The sequence below is a fragment of the Bacillus hominis genome, assembly GCF_018332515.1.
Classification (GTDB): domain Bacteria; phylum Bacillota; class Bacilli; order Bacillales; family Bacillaceae_G; genus Bacillus_A; species Bacillus_A hominis.
Genome location: NZ_BOQD01000049.1, coordinates 12,514 through 33,515, shown reverse-complemented (window position 1 = coordinate 33,515; position 21,002 = coordinate 12,514). Strand labels below are relative to the sequence as shown.

Annotated in this window: 30 protein-coding genes; all 30 read left to right on the top strand. The window is 40.8% G+C overall.

Annotated features, from left to right (window positions below):
- The 30 genes from rpoC to map all read left to right on the top strand — a co-directional run bounded on the left by rpoC (position 1) and on the right by map (position 20,934).
- On the top strand, positions 1-3,612 hold the full coding sequence (rpoC, locus tag KI356_RS07195; protein ID WP_128283404.1) for a DNA-directed RNA polymerase subunit beta': 3,612 nt from the start codon (positions 1-3) through the stop codon (positions 3,610-3,612).
- A gap of 113 nt (positions 3,613-3,725) precedes the next feature.
- Positions 3,726-3,974 (top strand): ribosomal L7Ae/L30e/S12e/Gadd45 family protein, encoded by a 249-nt coding sequence (locus KI356_RS07190; protein ID WP_212935125.1) that lies wholly within the window; start codon positions 3,726-3,728, stop codon positions 3,972-3,974.
- Positions 3,975-4,088: 114 nt separating this feature from the next.
- Positions 4,089-4,511 carry a 30S ribosomal protein S12 gene (gene rpsL, locus KI356_RS07185; RefSeq protein WP_001142341.1) on the top strand — a complete coding sequence of 141 codons (423 nt, stop codon included), beginning with the start codon at positions 4,089-4,091 and terminating at the stop codon, positions 4,509-4,511.
- Between the two features lie 29 nt (positions 4,512-4,540).
- A complete protein-coding gene (gene rpsG, locus KI356_RS07180; RefSeq protein ID WP_001137492.1) occupies positions 4,541-5,011 on the top strand; it encodes a 30S ribosomal protein S7 in 471 nt (156 codons plus the stop codon).
- Between the two features lie 206 nt (positions 5,012-5,217).
- Entirely contained in the window at positions 5,218-7,296 is a 2,079-nt protein-coding gene (fusA, locus tag KI356_RS07175) for an elongation factor G (protein ID WP_002113318.1), read from the top strand.
- Positions 7,297-7,413: 117 nt separating this feature from the next.
- A complete protein-coding gene (gene tuf, locus KI356_RS07170; RefSeq protein ID WP_128283406.1) occupies positions 7,414-8,604 on the top strand; it encodes an elongation factor Tu in 1,191 nt (396 codons plus the stop codon).
- 400 nt (positions 8,605-9,004) lie between these two features.
- A complete protein-coding gene (gene rpsJ / locus KI356_RS07165; protein WP_001040595.1) occupies positions 9,005-9,313 on the top strand; it encodes a 30S ribosomal protein S10 in 309 nt (102 codons plus the stop codon).
- 34 nt (positions 9,314-9,347) lie between these two features.
- Positions 9,348-9,980, top strand: a complete 633-nt coding sequence (gene rplC, locus KI356_RS07160) for a 50S ribosomal protein L3 (RefSeq protein ID WP_000160209.1) — start codon at positions 9,348-9,350, stop codon at positions 9,978-9,980.
- A 25-nt stretch (positions 9,981-10,005) separates the two neighbouring features.
- Entirely contained in the window at positions 10,006-10,629 is a 624-nt protein-coding gene (gene rplD / locus KI356_RS07155; RefSeq protein WP_002115319.1) for a 50S ribosomal protein L4, read from the top strand.
- Complete coding sequence (rplW, locus tag KI356_RS07150) at positions 10,629-10,919, top strand: 50S ribosomal protein L23 (protein WP_001205557.1); 291 nt, start codon at positions 10,629-10,631, stop codon at positions 10,917-10,919. The genes rplD and rplW overlap by 1 nt, the downstream gene beginning before the upstream one ends.
- Positions 10,920-10,947: 28 nt before the next feature.
- A complete protein-coding gene (gene rplB, locus KI356_RS07145) occupies positions 10,948-11,778 on the top strand; it encodes a 50S ribosomal protein L2 (RefSeq protein WP_000511584.1) in 831 nt (276 codons plus the stop codon).
- 60 nt (positions 11,779-11,838) lie between these two features.
- A complete protein-coding gene (gene rpsS, locus KI356_RS07140; protein WP_000124454.1) occupies positions 11,839-12,117 on the top strand; it encodes a 30S ribosomal protein S19 in 279 nt (92 codons plus the stop codon).
- Positions 12,118-12,134: 17 nt separating this feature from the next.
- Positions 12,135-12,476: a 50S ribosomal protein L22 gene (gene rplV, locus KI356_RS07135; RefSeq protein WP_001148024.1), complete on the top strand. Its 342-nt coding sequence runs from the start codon at positions 12,135-12,137 to the stop codon at positions 12,474-12,476.
- 3 nt (positions 12,477-12,479) lie between these two features.
- Positions 12,480-13,139 (top strand): 30S ribosomal protein S3, encoded by a 660-nt coding sequence (rpsC, locus tag KI356_RS07130; protein WP_000529958.1) that lies wholly within the window; start codon positions 12,480-12,482, stop codon positions 13,137-13,139.
- 1 nt (position 13,140) lies between these two features.
- Complete coding sequence (gene rplP, locus KI356_RS07125; RefSeq protein ID WP_000928969.1) at positions 13,141-13,575, top strand: 50S ribosomal protein L16; 435 nt, start codon at positions 13,141-13,143, stop codon at positions 13,573-13,575.
- Positions 13,565-13,765 (top strand): 50S ribosomal protein L29, encoded by a 201-nt coding sequence (rpmC, locus tag KI356_RS07120; protein WP_000855718.1) that lies wholly within the window; start codon positions 13,565-13,567, stop codon positions 13,763-13,765. The genes rplP and rpmC overlap by 11 nt, the downstream gene beginning before the upstream one ends.
- Before the next feature lie 20 nt (positions 13,766-13,785).
- Positions 13,786-14,049: a 30S ribosomal protein S17 gene (gene rpsQ, locus KI356_RS07115; protein ID WP_000004106.1), complete on the top strand. Its 264-nt coding sequence runs from the start codon at positions 13,786-13,788 to the stop codon at positions 14,047-14,049.
- A gap of 43 nt (positions 14,050-14,092) precedes the next feature.
- Positions 14,093-14,461: a 50S ribosomal protein L14 gene (rplN, locus tag KI356_RS07110; protein ID WP_000615912.1), complete on the top strand. Its 369-nt coding sequence runs from the start codon at positions 14,093-14,095 to the stop codon at positions 14,459-14,461.
- 38 nt (positions 14,462-14,499) lie between these two features.
- A complete protein-coding gene (rplX, locus tag KI356_RS07105; RefSeq protein ID WP_000558201.1) occupies positions 14,500-14,811 on the top strand; it encodes a 50S ribosomal protein L24 in 312 nt (103 codons plus the stop codon).
- 26 nt (positions 14,812-14,837) lie between these two features.
- A complete protein-coding gene (rplE, locus tag KI356_RS07100; protein ID WP_002091528.1) occupies positions 14,838-15,377 on the top strand; it encodes a 50S ribosomal protein L5 in 540 nt (179 codons plus the stop codon).
- Positions 15,378-15,410: 33 nt separating this feature from the next.
- Positions 15,411-15,596, top strand: coding sequence for a 30S ribosomal protein S14 (gene rpsN / locus KI356_RS07095; RefSeq protein WP_001085700.1), 186 nt, complete (start codon positions 15,411-15,413; stop codon positions 15,594-15,596).
- Positions 15,597-15,625: 29 nt separating this feature from the next.
- On the top strand, positions 15,626-16,024 hold the full coding sequence (rpsH, locus tag KI356_RS07090) for a 30S ribosomal protein S8 (protein ID WP_000245511.1): 399 nt from the start codon (positions 15,626-15,628) through the stop codon (positions 16,022-16,024).
- 32 nt (positions 16,025-16,056) lie between these two features.
- The gene (rplF, locus tag KI356_RS07085) at positions 16,057-16,596 is read left to right on the top strand and encodes a 50S ribosomal protein L6 (RefSeq protein WP_002115328.1); all 540 of its coding nucleotides are present in this window, start codon (positions 16,057-16,059) and stop codon (positions 16,594-16,596) included.
- Positions 16,597-16,627: 31 nt separating this feature from the next.
- Positions 16,628-16,990, top strand: a complete 363-nt coding sequence (gene rplR / locus KI356_RS07080; protein WP_002009761.1) for a 50S ribosomal protein L18 — start codon at positions 16,628-16,630, stop codon at positions 16,988-16,990.
- 21 nt (positions 16,991-17,011) lie between these two features.
- Positions 17,012-17,512, top strand: coding sequence for a 30S ribosomal protein S5 (gene rpsE / locus KI356_RS07075; RefSeq protein WP_002009759.1), 501 nt, complete (start codon positions 17,012-17,014; stop codon positions 17,510-17,512).
- Positions 17,513-17,525: 13 nt separating this feature from the next.
- Positions 17,526-17,708 (top strand): 50S ribosomal protein L30, encoded by a 183-nt coding sequence (gene rpmD, locus KI356_RS07070; protein WP_001085231.1) that lies wholly within the window; start codon positions 17,526-17,528, stop codon positions 17,706-17,708.
- A gap of 33 nt (positions 17,709-17,741) precedes the next feature.
- Positions 17,742-18,182 carry a 50S ribosomal protein L15 gene (gene rplO / locus KI356_RS07065; protein ID WP_002009754.1) on the top strand — a complete coding sequence of 147 codons (441 nt, stop codon included), beginning with the start codon at positions 17,742-17,744 and terminating at the stop codon, positions 18,180-18,182.
- The gene (gene secY, locus KI356_RS07060; RefSeq protein WP_000490122.1) at positions 18,182-19,483 is read left to right on the top strand and encodes a preprotein translocase subunit SecY; all 1,302 of its coding nucleotides are present in this window, start codon (positions 18,182-18,184) and stop codon (positions 19,481-19,483) included. Before rplO ends, secY begins: the two co-directional genes overlap by 1 nt.
- 54 nt (positions 19,484-19,537) lie before the next feature.
- On the top strand, positions 19,538-20,188 hold the full coding sequence (locus KI356_RS07055) for an adenylate kinase (protein ID WP_128283407.1): 651 nt from the start codon (positions 19,538-19,540) through the stop codon (positions 20,186-20,188).
- Positions 20,188-20,934, top strand: a complete 747-nt coding sequence (gene map, locus KI356_RS07050; protein WP_002115331.1) for a type I methionyl aminopeptidase — start codon at positions 20,188-20,190, stop codon at positions 20,932-20,934. The genes KI356_RS07055 and map overlap by 1 nt, the downstream gene beginning before the upstream one ends.
- Positions 20,935-21,002 lie beyond the last annotated feature (68 nt).

Genomic DNA, 21,002 nt, shown 5'->3' with positions numbered 1-21,002 from the left:
TTGATAGATGTAAATAACTTTGAATATATGAAGATTGGACTTGCTTCACCTGACAAGATTCGTTCTTGGTCATACGGTGAAGTTAAGAAACCAGAAACAATTAACTATCGTACGTTAAAGCCTGAAAAAGATGGCTTGTTCTGTGAGCGTATTTTCGGACCACAAAAGGACTGGGAATGTCATTGCGGAAAATATAAACGTGTACGTTATAAAGGTGTAGTTTGTGACCGATGTGGCGTTGAAGTAACGCGTGCAAAAGTACGTCGTGAACGTATGGGTCATATCGAATTAGCTGCTCCTGTATCTCATATTTGGTATTTCAAAGGTATCCCGAGCCGCATGGGACTTGTCTTAGACATGTCCCCTCGCGCGCTTGAAGAAGTAATTTATTTCGCTTCTTATGTTGTAACAGAAAGTGGAGATACACCACTTGATAAGAAGCAATTACTTTCTGAAAAAGAATACCGTGCATATCGTGATCGATATGGCAGCACATTCCAAGCTGCTATGGGTGCAGAAGCTATTAAAAAGCTACTGCAAGACATCGATTTAGATAAAGAAGTAGACTTCTTAAAAGAAGAATTAAAAACAGCACAAGGACAACGCCGTACTCGTGCTATTAAACGTCTAGAAGTATTAGAAGCATTCCGTAACTCTGGAAATCACCCATCTTGGATGATCCTAGATGTTCTTCCAGTTATCCCACCAGAACTACGCCCGATGGTACAGTTAGATGGTGGACGTTTTGCTACTTCTGACTTAAATGACTTATATCGTCGTGTAATTAACCGTAACAATCGTTTAAAACGTCTATTGGACTTAGGTGCACCAAGCATCATCGTTCAAAACGAAAAACGTATGTTACAAGAAGCTGTAGACGCATTAATCGATAATGGTCGCCGTGGCCGTCCAGTTACTGGACCAGGTAACCGTCCATTAAAATCACTATCTCACATGCTTAAAGGTAAACAAGGACGTTTCCGTCAAAACTTATTAGGTAAACGTGTTGACTACTCTGGCCGTTCTGTAATCGTTGTAGGACCGAACTTAAAGATGTACCAATGTGGATTACCGAAAGAAATGGCGCTTGAACTGTTTAAACCTTTCGTTATGAAAGAGTTAGTTGGAAAAGGATTAGCACACAACATTAAGAGTGCTAAACGTAAAATCGAGCGTGTACACCCTGAAGTTTGGGACGTTTTAGAATCTGTGATCAAAGAGCATCCAGTACTTCTAAACCGCGCACCAACACTTCACCGTCTTGGTATCCAGGCGTTTGAACCTACATTAGTAGAAGGTCGTGCAATCCGTCTTCACCCACTTGTATGTACTGCATACAACGCGGACTTTGACGGTGACCAAATGGCGGTTCACGTTCCGTTATCATCAGAGGCACAAGCAGAAGCTCGTATTCTTATGTTAGCGGCACAAAACATCTTGAATCCAAAAGACGGAAAACCAGTTGTTACTCCATCTCAGGATATGGTATTAGGTAACTATTACTTAACACTTGAGCGTGAGGGTGCAATCGGTGAAGGTATGGTCTTCAAAGATGCAAACGAAGCAATACTTGCATACCAAAATGGATATGTACATCTGCACACACGTGTTGCAGTTGCTGCTAGTTCAGTAAATAATGTAACGTTTACTGAAGAGCAAAAGAGTAAGCTTCTATTAACAACAGTTGGTAAATTAATATTTAACGAAATCTTACCAGAGTCGTTCCCTTATATTAATGAACCAACAAACTCAAACCTTGAAAAAGAAACACCAGCGGAATATTTCGTTGAAAAAGGTGCGAACATTAAAGAAATTATTGCTAGTCGCGAAGAAGTGGCACCATTTAGCAAGAAAATCCTTGGTAATATTATTGCGGAAGTATTCAAACGTTTCCAAATTACAGAAACATCTCGCATGCTTGACCGTATGAAAAACTTAGGATTTAAATACTCTACAAAAGCTGGTATTACAGTTGGGGTATCAGACATTCTTGTATTAGGTGAAAAAGATGAAATTCTCCATGAAGCACAAGCAAAAGTAGATAATGTAATTAAACAATTCCGTCGCGGTTTAATCACGGAAGAAGAACGTTACGATCGCGTTATCTCTATTTGGAGTAATGCAAAAGATGTTATCCAAGGAAAGCTGATGAAATCCTTGAATAAGCGCAATCCAATCTTCATGATGAGTGATTCCGGTGCCCGTGGTAACGCATCGAACTTTACTCAGCTTGCTGGTATGCGTGGTCTGATGGCCAATCCATCTGGTCGTATCATTGAGCTTCCGATCAAATCAAGTTTCCGTGAAGGTTTAACAGTACTTGAGTACTTCATCTCTACGCATGGTGCGCGTAAAGGTCTTGCCGATACAGCACTTAAAACTGCCGATTCTGGTTACTTAACACGTCGTCTTGTAGACGTTGCACAAGATGTAATCGTTCGTGAAGATGATTGTGGAACAGATCGTGGTTTATTAATTGGTGCGATTAAAGAGGGTAATGAAGTTATTGAGTCACTATATGATCGTCTTGTTGGACGTTTTGCGAGAAAAACTGTAAAACATCCTGAAACAGGTGAAGTATTAGTTAGTGAAAACCAATTAATTACTGAAGATATCGCTCATATCGTTGAAAATTCGGGTGTTGAAACTGTAAATATCCGTTCAGCGTTTACGTGTAATACTCGCCACGGTGTATGTAAGAAGTGTTACGGTCGTAACTTAGCAACTGGTACAGACGTAGAAGTAGGAGAGGCGGTAGGTATTATCGCAGCTCAATCTATCGGTGAGCCAGGTACACAGTTAACGATGCGTACGTTCCATACGGGCGGGGTTGCCGGAGATGATATCACACAAGGTTTACCTCGTATCCAAGAGATCTTCGAAGCTCGTAATCCGAAAGGTCAGGCAGTTATCAGTGAAATCGACGGTGTTATCGCAGCGATCAACGATGTTAAAGATCGCCAAGAAGTAGTTGTACAGGGTGAAGTTGAAGCTCGTACGTATGCTATTCCTTACGGTGCTCGTCTGAAAGTAATTCTAGGACAGCCAATCAGTCACGGTAAAGAGTTAACAGAAGGTTCTATTGATCCGAAAGAATTACTAAAAGTAACGGACATTACAGCCGTTCAAGAATACTTATTACGTGAAGTTCAAAAAGTATACCGTATGCAAGGGGTAGAAATTGGTGACAAACACGTAGAAGTAATGGTACGTCAAATGCTACGTAAAGTTCGTGTAAGTGATGCGGGTGAAACAGATGTATTACCAGGAACATTACTAGATATCCATCAGTTTACTGATGCGAATGCGAAGGTGTTACTGAAAGGTAAACAACCAGCAACGGCTAGACCGGTTCTACTTGGTATTACAAAAGCTTCACTTGAGACAGATTCGTTCTTATCTGCAGCATCGTTCCAGGAAACAACTCGTGTTCTAACAGATGCAGCAATTAAGGGTAAACGCGATGAGCTTCTAGGATTGAAAGAAAATGTTATTATCGGTAAGCTTGTTCCTGCTGGAACGGGTATGAATCGTTATCGCAAAGTGGATCTTGTAAAAACAACACAAGATAACATGAATGTAGAAAACGATGAAGTTTATGTGGAACAGTAAAATTTTCCGTCGTAAATTTTGTATAAAAACAGCTAATCCTAGTTGACATTGTATGAGTCAAAATGTTACTATAATCAAGGTTGCTCCTGAATGATGCTTTGGAGGATATTTATATGTCTTATCAAAAAGTGTCAAATGCTGAAAATGTAGTCGTTGGTCATAAACGAACATTGGAAGCAATCAAAGCTGGTATAGTTAAAGAAGTTGTCATTGCAGAAGATGCTGATGTGAGATTAACTCACGTTATCATTCGTACTGCATTGCAACATAACATACCCATAACCAAAGTTGAATCAGTTCGTAAGCTTGGAAAAGCTTCGGGGATTCAAGTGGGAGCTTCAGCAATAGGAATAATAAGTTAAAACTGTTTTTGTGAGGAGAGAGCATTTGCTCTTCCTTGCAAAAACTTTGTTTTCAACTAATAATGAACCACCTGGATATGTGGTCATACAAACATGCGAAGGGAGGATAATCAAATGCCTACTATTAACCAATTAGTGAGAAATGGTCGTACTGATAAAGTATGGAAGTCTAAATCACCTGCGTTAAACAAAGGTTTTAACTCTTTAAAGAAAAAATCAACTGATATCTCTGCACCTCAAAAACGTGGTGTATGTACTCGTGTTGGTACAATGACTCCGAAGAAACCGAACTCAGCGTTACGTAAATACGCTCGTGTACGTTTAACAAATGGTATTGAAGTTACAGCTTACATCCCAGGTATCGGTCATAACCTACAAGAGCATAGCGTAGTATTAATTCGCGGTGGTCGAGTAAAGGATTTACCAGGGGTACGTTACCACATCGTTCGTGGTGCGCTTGATACAGCTGGTGTTGACAAACGTATGCAAGGACGTTCTAAATATGGTACTAAGCGACCAAAACCTGCTAAAAAATAATAAACTTATAATGAAAGGAGGAACTCAATATGCCTCGTAAAGGACCTGTTGCGAAACGTGACGTGTTACCAGATCCAATGTACAATTCTAAACTTGTAACACGCCTAATCAACAAAATGATGGTTGACGGTAAAAAAGGTAAATCTCAAACAATTCTTTATAACGCTTTCGATATCGTTCGTGAACGTTCAGATAAAGAACCAATGGAAGTATTCGAGCAAGCTCTTAAGAACATCATGCCTGTTCTTGAAGTACGCGCTCGTCGTGTTGGTGGTGCTAACTACCAAGTTCCAGTTGAGGTTCGTCCAGAACGCCGTACAACTTTAGGTCTTCGCTGGTTAGTAAACTATGCTCGTCTTCGTGGTGAAAAAACTATGGAAGAGCGTCTAGCTTACGAAATCTTAGATGCAGCTAACAACGCTGGTGCATCTGTTAAGAAACGTGAAGACACTCATAAAATGGCAGAAGCTAACAAAGCATTTGCTCATTACCGTTGGTAGGATTCAACGTAAAATAAATGTAAGCATAAACCGCTTTATTTGTCGCTTATGGAAGTGTGGAGAGGGAGAATGCCTCTCCCTTTCGTTGGGCGCTCGTTTTACATAATGAGGGTACTGGACACTGGCATATGTAACAATATAAAGTGGCTTTTTTGCTACTTAAAATAAAATAATCCAATCCATATATGGAAGGAGCAAGACACCAAATGACTAGAGAGTTCTCTTTAGAAAACACTCGTAATATTGGTATCATGGCTCACATCGATGCTGGTAAAACAACAGCAACTGAGCGTATTCTGTATTACACAGGACGTATTCATAAAATCGGTGAAACTCATGAAGGTGCATCTCAGATGGACTGGATGGAGCAAGAGCAAGAACGTGGTATCACAATTACTTCTGCTGCAACTACAGCACAATGGAAAGGTCACCGTGTAAATATCATTGATACTCCAGGACACGTAGATTTCACAGTAGAAGTAGAACGTTCTTTACGCGTACTTGATGGCGCAGTAGCAGTACTTGATGCACAATCTGGTGTAGAACCACAAACAGAAACTGTTTGGCGTCAGGCTACTACTTATGGTGTACCTCGTATCGTATTCGTTAACAAAATGGATAAGATTGGTGCAGATTTCTTATACTCTGTAGGAACAATCCACGATCGTTTACAAGCAAACGCACATCCAATTCAGTTACCAATCGGTGCTGAAGATGAGTTCAATGGTATCATTGACCTTGTTGAAGAGTGTGCTTACATGTACGCTAACGATTTAGGAACAGACATCGAGCGTGTCGAAATTCCTGAAGAGCACAAAGAATTAGCTGAAGAATACCGTGGAAAACTTATTGAAGCGGTAGCTGAGCTTGATGAAGAAATGATGATGAAGTACCTAGAAGGTGAAGAAATCACTGTAGAAGAGCTTAAAGCTGGTATCCGTAAGGCTACGACTTCTGTAGAATTCTTCCCAGTAATCTGTGGTTCTGCATTCAAAAATAAAGGTGTTCAAATTCTGTTAGACGCAGTTATCGACTACCTACCATCTCCATTAGATGTACCTGCTATTAAAGGTACTCTACCGGATACAGATGAAGCTATCGAACGTAAGTCTAGCGATGAAGAACCATTCGCAGCTTTAGCATTCAAAATCATGACTGATCCTTATGTTGGTAAGTTAACGTTCTTCCGTGTGTACTCTGGTGTGTTAAACTCTGGATCATACGTGAAAAACTCAACTAAAGGTAAGCGTGAGCGTGTAGGACGTATCCTACAAATGCACGCTAACAGCCGTGAAGAGATTTCAACAGTTTACGCTGGTGATATCGCTGCTGCTGTAGGTTTAAAAGATACTACTACTGGTGATACTCTTTGTGATGAGAAGAGTCTTGTTATCCTTGAGTCTATGGAATTCCCAGAACCAGTTATCTCTGTAGCTATCGAACCAAAATCTAAAGCTGACCAAGATAAAATGGGTACAGCATTATCTAAGCTTTCTGAAGAAGATCCAACATTCCGTGCTCACACTGACCAAGAAACTGGCCAAACAATCATCGCTGGTATGGGTGAACTTCACCTTGATATCATCGTTGACCGTATGCGCCGTGAATTCAAAGTGGAAGCAAACGTTGGTGCTCCTCAGGTAGCATACCGTGAGACTTTCCGCGCTGCTGCGAAAGTTGAAGGTAAGTTCGCTCGTCAATCTGGTGGTCGTGGACAATTCGGTCACGTTTGGATTGAGTTTGAACCTAATGAAGAAGGTAAAGGTTTTGAATTCCAAAACAAAATCGTCGGCGGTGTAGTTCCACGTGAATACATCCCAGCTGTTGGAGCGGGTCTTGAAGACTCACTTAAAAATGGTGTACTAGCTGGTTATCCACTAGTTGACATCAAAGCTGCGTTAGTTGACGGATCTTACCATGATGTCGATTCATCTGAGATGGCGTTCAAAATCGCTGCATCTATGGCGCTTAAAGCTGCGGTTTCTAAATGTAGCCCAGTAATTCTTGAGCCAATGATGAAAGTTGAAGTTGTAATTCCTGAAGAGTACATGGGTGACATTATGGGCGACGTAACATCTCGTCGTGGACGTGTAGAAGGTATGGAAGCTCGCGGTAACGCTCAAGTTGTTCGCGCTATGGTTCCACTTTCTGAAATGTTCGGTTATGCAACGGCATTACGTTCTAACACTCAAGGACGCGGAACATTCTCAATGACATTTGATCATTATGAAGAAGTACCGAAGTCTGTTTCTGAAGAAATTATTAAAAAAAATAAAGGTGAATAATTGATTTTTATCGATTGTTCAAGTATAACTACTTATGTAAGCTTAGAAAGTGAGACTTGAGTTTCACTTTCTAGTCTAAATATAAAATAACCTATATAAACTAAGGAGGAATTTAGAATGGCTAAGGCTAAATTCGAACGTTCTAAACCCCATGTTAACATCGGTACAATCGGCCACGTTGACCATGGTAAAACTACATTAACTGCTGCGATCACTACAGTTCTTGCAAAAGCTGGTGGTGCTGAAGCACGCGGATACGATCAAATCGACGCTGCTCCAGAAGAAAGAGAGCGCGGAATCACAATCTCAACTGCACACGTTGAGTACGAAACTGAAACTCGTCACTATGCACACGTTGACTGCCCAGGTCACGCTGACTATGTTAAAAACATGATCACTGGTGCTGCTCAAATGGACGGCGGTATCTTAGTAGTATCTGCTGCTGATGGCCCAATGCCTCAAACACGTGAGCACATCCTTCTTTCTCGTCAAGTAGGTGTTCCTTACATCGTTGTATTCTTAAACAAATGCGACATGGTAGATGACGAAGAATTATTAGAATTAGTAGAAATGGAAGTTCGCGACCTATTATCTGAATACGGATTCCCAGGCGACGATATTCCTGTAATTAAAGGTTCTGCTCTTAAAGCTCTTCAAGGAGAAGCTGAGTGGGAAGAAAAAATCATGGAATTAATGGCTGAAGTTGATGCTTACATCCCAACTCCAGAACGTGAAACTGACAAACCATTCTTAATGCCTATCGAGGATGTATTCTCTATCACAGGTCGTGGTACAGTTGCAACTGGTCGTGTTGAGCGCGGTATCGTTAAAGTTGGTGACGTAGTAGAAATCATCGGTCTTGCTGAAGAGAATGCTTCTACAACTGTAACTGGTGTAGAAATGTTCCGTAAGCTTCTTGACCAAGCACAAGCTGGAGACAACATCGGTGCTCTACTTCGTGGGGTTGCTCGTGAAGACATCCAACGTGGACAAGTTCTTGCTAAAACTGGCTCTGTAAAAGCACACGCTAAATTCAAAGCTGAAGTTTTCGTATTATCTAAAGAAGAAGGTGGACGTCACACTCCATTCTTCGCTAACTACCGTCCTCAGTTCTACTTCCGTACAACTGACGTAACTGGTATCATCCAATTACCAGAAGGTACTGAAATGGTAATGCCTGGTGACAACATCGAAATGACTATCGAACTTATCGCTCCAATCGCTATCGAAGAGGGAACTAAATTCTCTATTCGTGAAGGTGGACGTACAGTAGGTTACGGTGTAGTTGCTACAATCGTTGCTGAGTAGTCTTTAATTAGATTATTAAAAACTCAAGGGATTCTCCCTTGAGTTTTTTTATTGCTTATTTATATAGAAGAAAGAGATGTATTTTCTATTTTTGAATGAGTTTCTTCTATAGTATATAAAACGAAAGTAACACCCAAAAACTGTAAGTTGAATAAGAGTAGATGAAAACTTGATATTCTTTAAAGTGCCATGTATAATAGCAAAAGTAGAGAAAAGCAGATGCAAACAAAAAGATGCTTGCATCTAGACGAATAACATTGTATAATAGACAATGTTGGTCTTTGACTGCGATGAAGTGGAAGGTTGCTGACACACCCGGCCGCTTTGCCATGGCATGGTGTGGGGAAATTTCCATGGAGAAGGTCTATTTTAGAAATAGGCGAACGAAGGAGGGAAAATAATGGCAAAAGAAAAAATTCGTATCCGTTTAAAAGCTTATGATCACCGTATTCTTGATCAATCAGCTGAGAAAATTGTAGAAACAGCTAAGCGTTCTGGGGCAACAGTTTCTGGTCCGATCCCATTACCAACTGAGAAGACTATTTACACAATTCTTCGTGCTGTTCATAAGTACAAAGATTCTCGTGAACAATTCGAAATGCGCACACACAAACGTCTAATCGACATCGTGAGTCCTACTCCGCAAACAGTAGATTCATTAATGCGTTTAGACTTACCATCTGGTGTAGATATCGAAATCAAACTATAATTCATATAACTTAAAAATGTAGGAGGTGTAACTCATGACCAAAGGAATCTTAGGAAGAAAGATCGGTATGACTCAAGTATTTGCTGAGAACGGTGAGTTAATCCCAGTAACGGTAATCGCTGCTAATCCAAACGTTGTTCTTCAAAAGAAAACAACTGAAACTGATGGCTACAACGCAATTCAGTTAGGATTTGAAGATAAACGTGAAAAGTTAACTAACAAACCTGAACAAGGCCACACTGCTAAAGCATCTACAACTCCTAAGCGCTTCATTCGCGAAATCCGCGATGCAGACGTGGACGGATTAGAGGTTGGTCAAGAGGTAAAAGTTGAAGTTTTCGCTGCAGGTGAAATCGTTGACGTAACAGGAATTTCTAAAGGTAAAGGTTTCCAAGGTGTTATTAAACGCCACGGACAATCTCGCGGACCTATGTCTCATGGTTCTCGCTATCACCGTCGTCCAGGTTCAATGGGGCCAGTTGCTCCGAACCGTGTATTCAAAGGCAAAAAACTTGCTGGACGTATGGGTGGAGACCAAGTTACTATCCAAAACTTAGAAATCGTTCAAGTTGACACTGAGCGCAACTTATTACTAGTAAAAGGTAACGTTCCAGGTGCTAAGAAATCTCTTGTAGTTGTTCAAGGCGCTGTGAAGGTTAGCAAATAATTCACAATAGGAAGGAGGAATTCCAATGCCAAAAGTTACTGTATATAACCAAACTGGTTCACAGGTTGGTGAAATCGAATTAGCTGAAGCTATTTTCGGTATCGAACCAAATGAAGCTGTACTTTTCGAAGCTGTAATGATGCAACGTGCATCTTTACGTCAAGGTACACACAAAGTAAAAACTCGTTCTGAAGTTCGTGGTGGTGGTCGTAAACCATGGCGTCAAAAAGGAACTGGACGTGCTCGTCAAGGGTCTATCCGCTCTCCTCAATGGCGTGGTGGTGGTACGGTATTCGGACCTACACCAAGAAGCTATGCGTACAAACTTCCTAAGAAAGTTCGTCGTTTAGCAATCAAATCTGCATTAGCTACTAAAGTAGTTGAGAACAACATTGTAGTTCTTGAAGACCTAGTGTTAAATGCACCAAAAACAAAAGACATGGTAACAGTACTTAAAGGATTAACTGTTGAGAAGAAAGCTCTTATCGTAACTGCTGATGCAAACGAATCTGTAGAGTTATCTGCTCGCAATATCCCTGGAGTAACAGTAATCACTGCTGATGGCGTAAACGTGCTAGATGTGCTTCATCATGATAAGTTAATCATGACAAAAGCGGCAGTGGCAAAAGTAGAGGAGGTGCTTGCATAATGAGAGATCCTCGTGATATCATTAAGCGCCCAGTTATCACTGAACGTTCTATGGAAATGATGGCTGAAAAAAAATATACGTTCGACGTGGACGTTAAATCTAATAAAACAGAAGTTAAAGACGCTATCGAAGCGATCTTTGGTGTTAATGTAGACAAAGTAAACATCATGAACTACAAGCCGAAAGCAAAACGTGTTGGTCGTCACGCTGGTTTTACTAGCCGTCGTCGTAAAGCAATCGTTAAGCTAACTGCTGACAGCAAAGAAATCGAAATCTTCCAAGGCGTTTAATTCTTACTAAAGAAGGAGGGAAATTGAGATGGGAATTAAAAAGTATAATCCAACTACTAACGGTCGTCGTAACATGACTACGAATGATTTCGCTGAAATCACGACTGACAGACCAGAAAAGTCTTTACTTGCTCCTTTAAGCAAAAAGGCTGGTCGTAATAACCAAGGTAAAATTACTGTACGTCATCAAGGTGGCGGACATAAGCGTCAATACCGTATCATCGACTTTAAGCGTAACAAAGATGGAATTCCAGGACGCGTTGCTACGATCGAATACGATCCAAACCGCTCTGCGAATATCGCATTAATTAACTACGTTGACGGTGAAAAACGTTACATTCTTGCTCCTAAAACTTTAGAAGTAGGTATGGAAGTTATGTCTGGCCCAGAAGCTGACATCAAAATCGGTAACGCATTACCATTAATCAACATTCCAGTAGGTACTGTTGTTCATAACATCGAGCTTAAGCCTGGTCGTGGCGGACAATTAGTTCGTTCTGCTGGTACATCTGCTCAAGTACTTGGTAAAGAAGGTAAATACGTACTTGTACGTTTAACTTCTGGTGAAGTACGTCTTGTATTATCTGCTTGTCGCGCTTCAATCGGTCAAGTTGGTAACGAACAACACGAACTTATCAAAATCGGTAAAGCAGGTCGCTCTCGCTGGTTAGGTAAGCGCCCAACAGTTCGTGGTTCTGTAATGAACCCGGTTGATCACCCACACGGTGGTGGTGAAGGACGCTCTCCAATCGGACGTAAGTCTCCAATGTCTCCATGGGGTAAACCAACTCTTGGATTCAAGACTCGTAAGAAAAACAAAGCGTCTGATAAATTTATCGTTCGTCGTCGTAAAAAATAATGGGATTGTAGTACGGTTCATTTCAAGAACCGTACGCCAATCACGAAGGGAGGCACCAAAATGGCTCGTAGCTTAAAAAAAGGACCATTTGTCGATGATCACTTAATGAGCAAAATGGAAAAATTAGTTGCATCTGAGCAAAAACAAGTTGTTAAAACTTGGTCTCGCCGTTCAACTATCTTCCCTCAGTTCATCGGACACACAATCGCTGTATATGATGGTCGTAAACACGTACCTGTGTACATCACTGAGGATATGGTTGGCCATAAGTTAGGTGAATTCGCACCAACTCGTACGTATAAAGGTCACCTTGCTGACGATAAGAAAACTAGAAGATAATGAGAGGAGGCACTTCAATGCAAGCTAAAGCAGTAGCGAGAACAGTTCGTATTGCTCCTCGTAAAGTTCGTTTAGTAGTAGACTTAATCCGAGGTAAGCAAGTGGGTGAAGCGATTGCTATCCTTAACCACACACCAAAAACTGCTTCTCCAGTTGTAGAAAAAGTTTTAAAATCTGCAATCGCAAATGCAGAGCACAATTATGAGATGGATATTAACAACCTAGTTGTTGAAAAAGTCTTCGTTGACGAAGGTCCAACGTTGAAACGTTTCCGTCCACGTGCAATGGGTCGTGCAAGCCAAATTAACAAACGCACAAGCCACATCACAGTTGTGGTATCAGAAAAGAAGGAGGGATAATCGATGGGTCAGAAGGTTAATCCAATTGGTCTTCGTGTCGGTGTTATCCGTGACTGGGAATCTCGTTGGTTCGCTGAGAAAGATTACGCTACATTATTACATGAAGACATCAAAATCCGTGAGTACATTACTGTACGCTTAAAAGATTCTGCTGTTGCTAAAGTAGAAATCGAACGTGCAGCAAATCGTGTAAATGTTACAATTCACACTGCAAAACCTGGTATGGTAATTGGTAAAGGTGGTACTGAAGTTGAAGCACTTCGTAAAGCACTTAACCAATTAACAGGCAAGCGTGTACACATTAACATTTTAGAAGTTAAGAGAGCTGATCTTAACGCTAAATTAGTAGGCGAAAACATCGCTCGTCAATTAGAAAACCGTGTATCATTCCGTCGTGCACAAAAGCAAGTTATTCAACGTGCTATGCGTGCAGGAGCAAAAGGTATTAAAACACAGGTTTCTGGTCGTCTTGGCGGAGCTGATATCGCTCGTGCAGAATCTTACAGTGAAGGAACTGTTCCACTTCATACACTTCGCGCTGATATTGACTATGCAGCAGTTGAAGCTGATACAACATACGGTAAATTAGGCGTAAAAGTATGGATCTACCGTGGAGAAGTCCTTCCTACAAAAAAGAAAGCTTCTGAGGAAGGAGGAAAATAATATGTTAATGCCAAAACGCGTAAAATATCGTAGAGAGCATCGTGGTAAAATGCGTGGTCGTGCAAAAGGTGGAACTGAAATTGCTTTCGGTGAATTCGGTTTACAAGCACAAGCTGCTTCATGGATTACAAACCGTCAAATCGAAGCTGCTCGTCGTGCAATGACTCGTTACATGAAACGTGGCGGTAAAGTATGGATTAAAATTTTCCCTTCTAAACCTTACACTGCAAAACCTCTAGAAGTACGTATGGGTTCCGGTAAAGGGGCACCAGAAGGCTGGGTAGCAGTAGTAAAACCTGGGAAAATTATGTTTGAAATCGCGGGTGTATCTGAAGAGGTAGCACGCGAAGCATTACGTCTTGCAGCTCACAAGTTACCTGTGAAATGTAAATTCGTAAAACGTGAAGAAAATGGTGGTGAATCTAATGAAAACTAATGATATTCGTGAACTAACCACTGCCGAAATCGAAACAAAAGTTAAAGCTTTAAAGGAAGAATTATTCAATCTTCGCTTCCAACTTGCTACAGGACAATTAGAGAATCCAACTCGCATCCGTGAAGTGCGTAAAGCGATTGCTCGTATGAAAACTGTAGTTCGTGAAAGAGAGATCGGAATTAATCGATAAATTGAGGGGAGGTTTGCATAGTGAGCGAACGTAACCAACGCAAAGTTTATACTGGTCGTGTTGTGTCTGATAAAATGGACAAAACGATTACAGTTTTAGTTGAAACTTACAAAACTCATTCCTTGTACGGAAAACGTGTTAAGTATTCTAAAAAGTACAAAGCCCATGATGAGCAAAACCAAGCGAAACTTGGCGATATCGTTAAAATCATGGAAACTCGCCCGCTTTCTGCTACTAAGCGTTTCCGTTTAGTTGAAATCGTTGAAGAAGCGGTTATTATCTAAATAGACGAATCGGAATTTTTAGTCCGAAGGGAGGTTTCATAACATGATCCAACAAGAATCTCGTTTGAAAGTTGCTGACAACTCTGGTGCACGTGAACTTTTAACAATTAAAGTATTAGGCGGCTCTGGTCGTAAATATGCTAACATTGGTGACATTATCGTTGCTACGGTAAAACAAGCAACACCAGGTGGCGTTGTTAAAAAAGGTGACGTTGTTAAGGCAGTAGTGGTACGTACGAAGAGCGGAGCTCGTCGTCCGGACGGTTCTTACATTAAATTTGATGAAAACGCAGCGGTTATCATCAAAGACGATAAGAGCCCACGTGGTACTCGTATCTTCGGACCAGTAGCTCGTGAATTACGTGATAGCAACTTCATGAAGATCGTTTCTTTAGCTCCAGAAGTTCTATAATTTAAGGTATTGCCTTGCTAAGGAGGTGCAGAATTAAGATGCATGTAAAAAAAGGTGATAAAGTTCAGGTAATCACTGGTAAAGACAAAGGAAAACAAGGCGTTATCCTTGTGGCTTTCCCAAAGCAAAACCGTGTTATCGTTGAGGGTGTTAACATCGTTAAAAAACACTCTAAGCCATCTCAATTAAATCCACAAGGTGGAATTATTACGAAAGAAGCACCTATTCACGTTTCTAATGTTATGGTATTAGATCCGAAAACAGGCGAACCTACTCGCGTAGGCTTCAAAGTAGAAGATGGTAAAAAAGTTCGTATTGCAAAAAAATCTGGTGAATTATTAGATAAATAATTTTCTTAAGAAAGGAGGTCACTTCATTGAATCGCCTTAAAGAGAAGTTCCAAAAGGAAATTACTCCTGCTCTAATGAGCAAGTTTAACTATAAATCTGTGATGGAAGTACCGAAAATCGAAAAGATCGTAATCAACACTGGTGTTGGTGACGCGGTATCTAACTCAAAAGCTTTAGACAATGCAGTAGAAGAATTAACTCAAATCGCAGGTCAAAAACCTGTTGTAACTCGCGCTAAAAAATCAATCGCTGGTTTCCGTCTTCGTGAAGGTATGCCAATCGGTGCTAAAGTAACTTTACGCGGACAACAAATGTATGAGTTCTTCGACAAATTAGTATCAGTTTCTTTACCACGTGTACGTGATTTCCGTGGTGTTTCTAAGAAATCATTCGATGGTCGTGGGAACTACACATTAGGTGTTAAAGAGCAACTAATTTTCCCTGAGATTGATTATGATAAAGTAAGTAAAGTCCGCGGTATGGACATCGTAATCGTTACTACAGCGAAAACTGATGAAGAAGCTCGTGAACTTTTAACACAATTCGGTATGCCATTCCAAAAATAATGGAAGCCAACGCTAAGTAGAGGAGGCGAAAACGTGGCTAAAAAATCTATGATCGCGAAACAAAAGCGTACTCCTAAGTTTAAAGTACAAGAGTATACACGTTGCGAACGCTGCGGTCGTCCGCATTCTGTATACCGCAAATTTAAGCTTTGCCGTATTTGTTTCCGTGAACTTGCATATAAAGGTCAAATTCCTGGTGTTAAAAAAGCTAGTTGGTAAAACCCACAAATGGGAAGGAGGTAAAACACATGGTGATGACAGATCCAATTGCAGACATGCTTACTCGCATCCGTAATGCGAACATGGTACGTCATGAGAAGTTAGAAGTTCCTGCTTCTAAAATCAAAAAAGAGATCGCTGAACTTTTAAAACGTGAAGGTTTCATTCGTGATGTAGAATACATCGAGGATAACAAACAAGGTATCCTTCGTATTTTCCTGAAATATGGTGCAAACAATGAACGTGTAATCACTGGATTAAAACGTATCAGTAAACCTGGCTTACGCGTTTACGCTAAAGCTGATGAAGTACCACGTGTACTTAACGGATTAGGTATCGCTCTTGTTTCTACATCTAAGGGAGTAATGACAGACAAAGACGCTCGTCAATTACAAACTGGTGGAGAAGTAGTAGCATACGTTTGGTAATATATATTTAAAACGAACGGAGGTGTGACCACATGTCTCGTATTGGTAAAAAGATTCTTGAAATCCCTGCAGGTGTTACTATTACAATTGCAGAAGACAATACTGTAACAGTAAAAGGCCCTAAAGGTGAATTAACTCGTACATTCAATGCTGATATGTCTATCAAAATTGAAGAAAATACACTAACAGTTGAGCGTCCATCTGAACAGAAGGAACACCGTGCATTACACGGTACAACTCGTGCTTTAATCGGAAACATGGTTGAAGGTGTAACTGCAGGTTTCGCACGCGGACTTGAATTAGTCGGTGTTGGTTACCGTGCTCAAAAACAAGGAGATAAACTTGTTTTAAGCGTAGGTTATTCTCATCCAGTAGAAATGACTCCGGAAGCAGGTCTTGAAGTTGAAGTACCTGCACCAACTAAAATCGTAATTAAAGGTATCGACAAGCAACGTGTTGGCGAATTTGCTGCTAACATCCGTGCTGTACGTGCTCCTGAACCATATAAAGGTAAAGGTATTCGTTACGAAGGCGAAGTTGTTCGTCGTAAAGAAGGTAAAACTGCTAAGTAAACCCGTTAGGTGAGAGAAAGGAGTGACAAGAATGATCACTAAAGCTGCTAAAAATGCGACTCGTAAGAAAAGACATGCACGTGTACGTGCTAAACTTACTGGTACTGCAGAACGTCCACGTTTAAACGTGTACCGTTCTAACCAACATATTTACGCTCAAGTTATTGATGATGTAAATGGTGTAACATTAGTAAGTGCATCTACTCTTGATAAAGACCTTGCTCTTAACGGTACTAGCAATACTGAAGCTGCTACGAAAGTTGGAGAATCAGTTGCTAAGCGTGCTGTAGAGAAAGGCGTTAAAGAAGTAGTATTTGATCGCGGTGGTTACTTATACCATGGCCGTGTTAAAGCTCTAGCTGAAGCTGCTCGTGAGGCTGGATTACAATTTTAATGGTCAAAGGAGGGAAAATTGATGCAACGCATTGACCCAAGTAAATTAGAACTTGAAGAACGTGTAGTTACGATAAATCGTGTCGCGAAAGTTGTTAAGGGTGGTCGTCGTTTCCGCTTTGCTGCACTAGTTGTAGTTGGCGATAAAAACGGTCATGTTGGATTCGGTACTGGTAAAGCACAAGAGGTACCAGACGCAATTCGTAAAGCTATCGAAGACGCTAAGAAAAACCTAATCGCAGTACCATTAGTTGGTACAACAATTCCACACACAATCAACGGTCATTTTGGAGCTGGTGAAGTATTCTTAAAACCTGCTGCTGAGGGTACTGGTGTTATTGCTGGTGGACCTGTTCGTGCGGTACTAGAATTAGCTGGTGTACAAGATATTCTTTCGAAATCTCTTGGTTCTAACACACCAATCAACATGATTCGCGCTACTGTGAACGGATTAAGCGAACTTAAGCGCGCTGAAGATGTTGCAAAATTACGCGGTAAATCTGTAGAAGAGCTACTAGGTTAAGGAGGGAAAACAAATGGCGAAAAAGTTAGAAATTACCCTCACTCGTAGTGTAATTGGTCGTCCACAAGATCAACGTGCGACGGTAGAAGCTTTAGGTCTTAAAAAGTTGAATTCAACTGTAGTTAAGGAAGAAACTCCTGCTATTCTTGGTATGATCAACAAAGTTTCTCACCTTATAACTGTAAAAGAAGCTTAAGGATAACTCATTAATATAAGGAGGTGCCTGGGAATGAAACTTCATGAATTAAAACCTGCAGAAGGTTCTCGTAAAGTACGTAACCGTGTCGGTCGTGGTATCGGTTCTGGTAACGGTAAAACTGCTGGTAGAGGTCATAAAGGACAAAACGCACGTTCTGGCGGCGGTGTTCGTCTTGGCTTCGAAGGTGGTCAAACTCCACTATTCCGTCGTTTACCAAAACGCGGCTTCACAAACATTAACCGTAAAGAGTTTACAATTGTAAACTTATCAACGTTAAATCGTTTTGAAGATGGTACAGAAGTAACACCTGAATTATTGCTGGAAACTGGCGTTATCAGCAAGTTAAACGACGGTGTTAAAATTCTTGCAAGCGGAGCAGTAGAGAAAAAATTAACTGTTAAAGCGCACAAGTTCTCTTCAAGTGCTAAAGAAGCAATTGAAGCAGCTGGCGGATCAGTTGAGGTGATCTAATGTTTCGTACAATCTCCAACTTTATGCGCGTTGCTGAGATAAGACGTAAAATATTATTCACTTTAGCGATGTTAATCGTATTCAGGATTGGCACGTTTATCCCAGTGCCATTTACAAATGGAGACGTACTGAAAGCACAAGATCAATTAAATGCCTTAGGTATACTAAATACATTTGGCGGTGGCGCCTTGAAAAACTTCTCCATCTTCGCGATGGGAATCATGCCGTATATTACAGCATCCATCATCGTGCAATTATTGCAGATGGATGTTGTTCCTAAATTTTCGGAATGGTCGAAGCAAGGCGAAATGGGCCGTCGTAAACTAACGCAATTCACGCGTTACTTTACAATTGTTCTTGCGTTTATTCAGGGGTTTGGTATGTCGATCGGTTTTAACGGTATGGTAGGTGGGCAATTAATTTTGAATCCTGGTTGGAGCACTTATTTATACATTGCTACGGTACTGACTGCTGGTACTGCATTTTTAATGTGGTTAGGTGAACAGATTACATCTAAAGGTGTAGGTAATGGTATTTCCATCCTCATCTTTGGTGGTATTGCCGCAGCGATCCCAAGTGTTATATCTCAAGTGTATCAACAACAGTTTCAAAATATCGGAGATCAATTGTTCATGAGTATCGTTAAAGTTGCATTGATTTTACTAGCTGTGCTAGCAGTTATTGTTGGTGTTATTTTCATTCAACAGGCTGTTAGAAAGATCCCAATTCAATATGCGAAGCGTGTAACAGGAGGGAATGGGAATCATGCTGGAGCACAAAACACTCATTTACCACTTAAGGTAAATAGTGCGGGTGTTATTCCAGTCATTTTTGCTGTTTCATTCTTAATTACGCCACCAACTATTGCACAGTTCTTCCCGAACCATGATGTGTCGCAGTGGATTATTGCAAACTTTAACTATTCTCACCCAGTGGGAATGATTATATATGTTGCGCTCATTGTAGCCTTCACATATTTCTATGCATTTGTTCAGGTTAATCCAGAGCAAATGTCAGAGAATCTAAACAAGCAAGGTGGATATGTTCCAGGTATTCGTCCGGGTAAGAATACAGAACAATATCTAACAAAAATCTTGTATCGTTTGACCTTTGTAGGATCAATTTTCCTAGCAGCGATTGCAATCTTACCAGTTATCTTTACGAAATTGGGAAATCTTCCTCCATCTGCACAGATTGGTGGAACGAGTATGTTAATCGTTGTCGGCGTTGCTTTAGAAACAATGAAGCAGCTAGAAAGCCAATTGGTAAAACGCCATTACAAAGGGTTTATCAAGCAGTGAGTAAGTGGGAAGAATTGTCTTCCCTACATGCTCATGTACTGAGGGGGAACAAGGATGAACTTAATCTTAATGGGGCTTCCTGGTGCTGGTAAAGGTACACAAGCCGAACAGATTGTTGCCAAGTATAACATCCCTCACATCTCAACAGGAGATATGTTCCGTGCAGCTATGAAGGCTGAAACTGAACTTGGTTTACAAGCAAAATCTTTTATTGATAAAGGCGCGCTTGTTCCAGATGAAGTTACAATCGGAATTGTTCGTGAACGTTTAAGTCAAGAAGACTGTATTAAAGGCTTCTTATTAGATGGTTTCCCACGAACTGTTGCACAAGCATCAGCTCTTGAAGAGATTATGAAAGATCTTGGCAAAAAAATCGACTATGTTTTAAACATTAATGTGGATTCAGGGTTGTTATTAACACGCCTTACAGGCCGTCGTATTTGTAAAGAGTGCGGTGCGACTTACCACTTAGAATTCAATCCACCAGCAAAAGCTGATGTGTGCGATAAATGTGGTGGCGAATTATATCAACGCTCTGATGACAATGAAGAAACTGTAGCAAATCGTTTAGATGTAAATATTAAGCAAACAAAACCTTTGCTTGATTTCTACGAGGAGCTTAGTTACTTACAAAGCATTAATGGTGAGCAAGATATCAATAAAGTATTTGCTGATATCGATGTTCTCATCGGGGGCTTAGCGTAATGATCATCTGCAAAACTCCTCGCGAGATAGAAATCATGCGAGAAGCTGGCAGGATCGTTGCTTTAACTCATCAAGAGTTGAAACAACATATTACTCCAGGAATTACAACGAAAGAGCTCGATCAAATAGCGGAAAAGACGATTCGAAAATATGGTGCTACGCCATCTTTTAAAGGATACAACGGATTTCCGGGGAGCATATGTGCTTCTGTAAATGAAGAGCTTGTACACGGGATTCCAGGGAAGCGTAAGCTCGAAGAGGGCGATATCATCAGTATCGATATTGGTGCAAAATACAATGGGTACCATGGAGATTCTGCATGGACGTATCCAATTGGAAACATTTCTGAATCTGTTCAAAAGCTACTTGATGTCACAGAAAAATCGTTGTATCTTGGTCTAGAACAAGTAAAACCAGGCGAAAGATTATCAAATATCTCACATGCGGTTCAAACCCATGCTGAAGAGAATGGATTCTCGATCGTTAGGGAGTATGTTGGTCACGGAATCGGGCAAGACTTACATGAGGACCCTCAAATCCCGCACTATGGTCCACCAAATAGAGGCCCTAGATTAAAGCCGGGAATGGTCATCTGTGTTGAGCCGATGGTGAATCAAGGAAGACGATATGTAAAAACACTATCTGATGACTGGACAGTGGTAACGGTAGATGGTAAATGGTGTGCACACTTTGAGCACACGATTGCTCTTACAGAAGCAGGATACGAAATCCTTACCACTTTATAAGTAGCTGGCTCTCCGGGATTTCAGAGCAGTGTAAAATGTTACTGATTTGAAGAAGGGAGAACTATTGA

Coding starts and splice junctions, on each gene's coding strand:
- KI356_RS07190 (WP_212935125.1), top strand. CDS start 3,726: ATGTCTTATCAAAAAGTGTCAAATGCTGAAAATGTAGTCGTTGGTCAT.
- rpsL (WP_001142341.1), top strand. CDS start 4,089: ATGCCTACTATTAACCAATTAGTGAGAAATGGTCGTACTGATAAAGTA.
- rpsG (WP_001137492.1), top strand. CDS start 4,541: ATGCCTCGTAAAGGACCTGTTGCGAAACGTGACGTGTTACCAGATCCA.
- fusA (WP_002113318.1), top strand. CDS start 5,218: ATGACTAGAGAGTTCTCTTTAGAAAACACTCGTAATATTGGTATCATG.
- tuf (WP_128283406.1), top strand. CDS start 7,414: ATGGCTAAGGCTAAATTCGAACGTTCTAAACCCCATGTTAACATCGGT.
- rpsJ (WP_001040595.1), top strand. CDS start 9,005: ATGGCAAAAGAAAAAATTCGTATCCGTTTAAAAGCTTATGATCACCGT.
- rplC (WP_000160209.1), top strand. CDS start 9,348: ATGACCAAAGGAATCTTAGGAAGAAAGATCGGTATGACTCAAGTATTT.
- rplD (WP_002115319.1), top strand. CDS start 10,006: ATGCCAAAAGTTACTGTATATAACCAAACTGGTTCACAGGTTGGTGAA.
- rplW (WP_001205557.1), top strand. CDS start 10,629: ATGAGAGATCCTCGTGATATCATTAAGCGCCCAGTTATCACTGAACGT.
- rplB (WP_000511584.1), top strand. CDS start 10,948: ATGGGAATTAAAAAGTATAATCCAACTACTAACGGTCGTCGTAACATG.
- rpsS (WP_000124454.1), top strand. CDS start 11,839: ATGGCTCGTAGCTTAAAAAAAGGACCATTTGTCGATGATCACTTAATG.
- rplV (WP_001148024.1), top strand. CDS start 12,135: ATGCAAGCTAAAGCAGTAGCGAGAACAGTTCGTATTGCTCCTCGTAAA.
- rpsC (WP_000529958.1), top strand. CDS start 12,480: ATGGGTCAGAAGGTTAATCCAATTGGTCTTCGTGTCGGTGTTATCCGT.
- rplP (WP_000928969.1), top strand. CDS start 13,141: ATGTTAATGCCAAAACGCGTAAAATATCGTAGAGAGCATCGTGGTAAA.
- rpmC (WP_000855718.1), top strand. CDS start 13,565: ATGAAAACTAATGATATTCGTGAACTAACCACTGCCGAAATCGAAACA.
- rplN (WP_000615912.1), top strand. CDS start 14,093: ATGATCCAACAAGAATCTCGTTTGAAAGTTGCTGACAACTCTGGTGCA.
- rplX (WP_000558201.1), top strand. CDS start 14,500: ATGCATGTAAAAAAAGGTGATAAAGTTCAGGTAATCACTGGTAAAGAC.
- rpsH (WP_000245511.1), top strand. CDS start 15,626: ATGGTGATGACAGATCCAATTGCAGACATGCTTACTCGCATCCGTAAT.
- rplF (WP_002115328.1), top strand. CDS start 16,057: ATGTCTCGTATTGGTAAAAAGATTCTTGAAATCCCTGCAGGTGTTACT.
- rplR (WP_002009761.1), top strand. CDS start 16,628: ATGATCACTAAAGCTGCTAAAAATGCGACTCGTAAGAAAAGACATGCA.
- rpsE (WP_002009759.1), top strand. CDS start 17,012: ATGCAACGCATTGACCCAAGTAAATTAGAACTTGAAGAACGTGTAGTT.
- rpmD (WP_001085231.1), top strand. CDS start 17,526: ATGGCGAAAAAGTTAGAAATTACCCTCACTCGTAGTGTAATTGGTCGT.
- rplO (WP_002009754.1), top strand. CDS start 17,742: ATGAAACTTCATGAATTAAAACCTGCAGAAGGTTCTCGTAAAGTACGT.
- secY (WP_000490122.1), top strand. CDS start 18,182: ATGTTTCGTACAATCTCCAACTTTATGCGCGTTGCTGAGATAAGACGT.
- KI356_RS07055 (WP_128283407.1), top strand. CDS start 19,538: ATGAACTTAATCTTAATGGGGCTTCCTGGTGCTGGTAAAGGTACACAA.
- map (WP_002115331.1), top strand. CDS start 20,188: ATGATCATCTGCAAAACTCCTCGCGAGATAGAAATCATGCGAGAAGCT.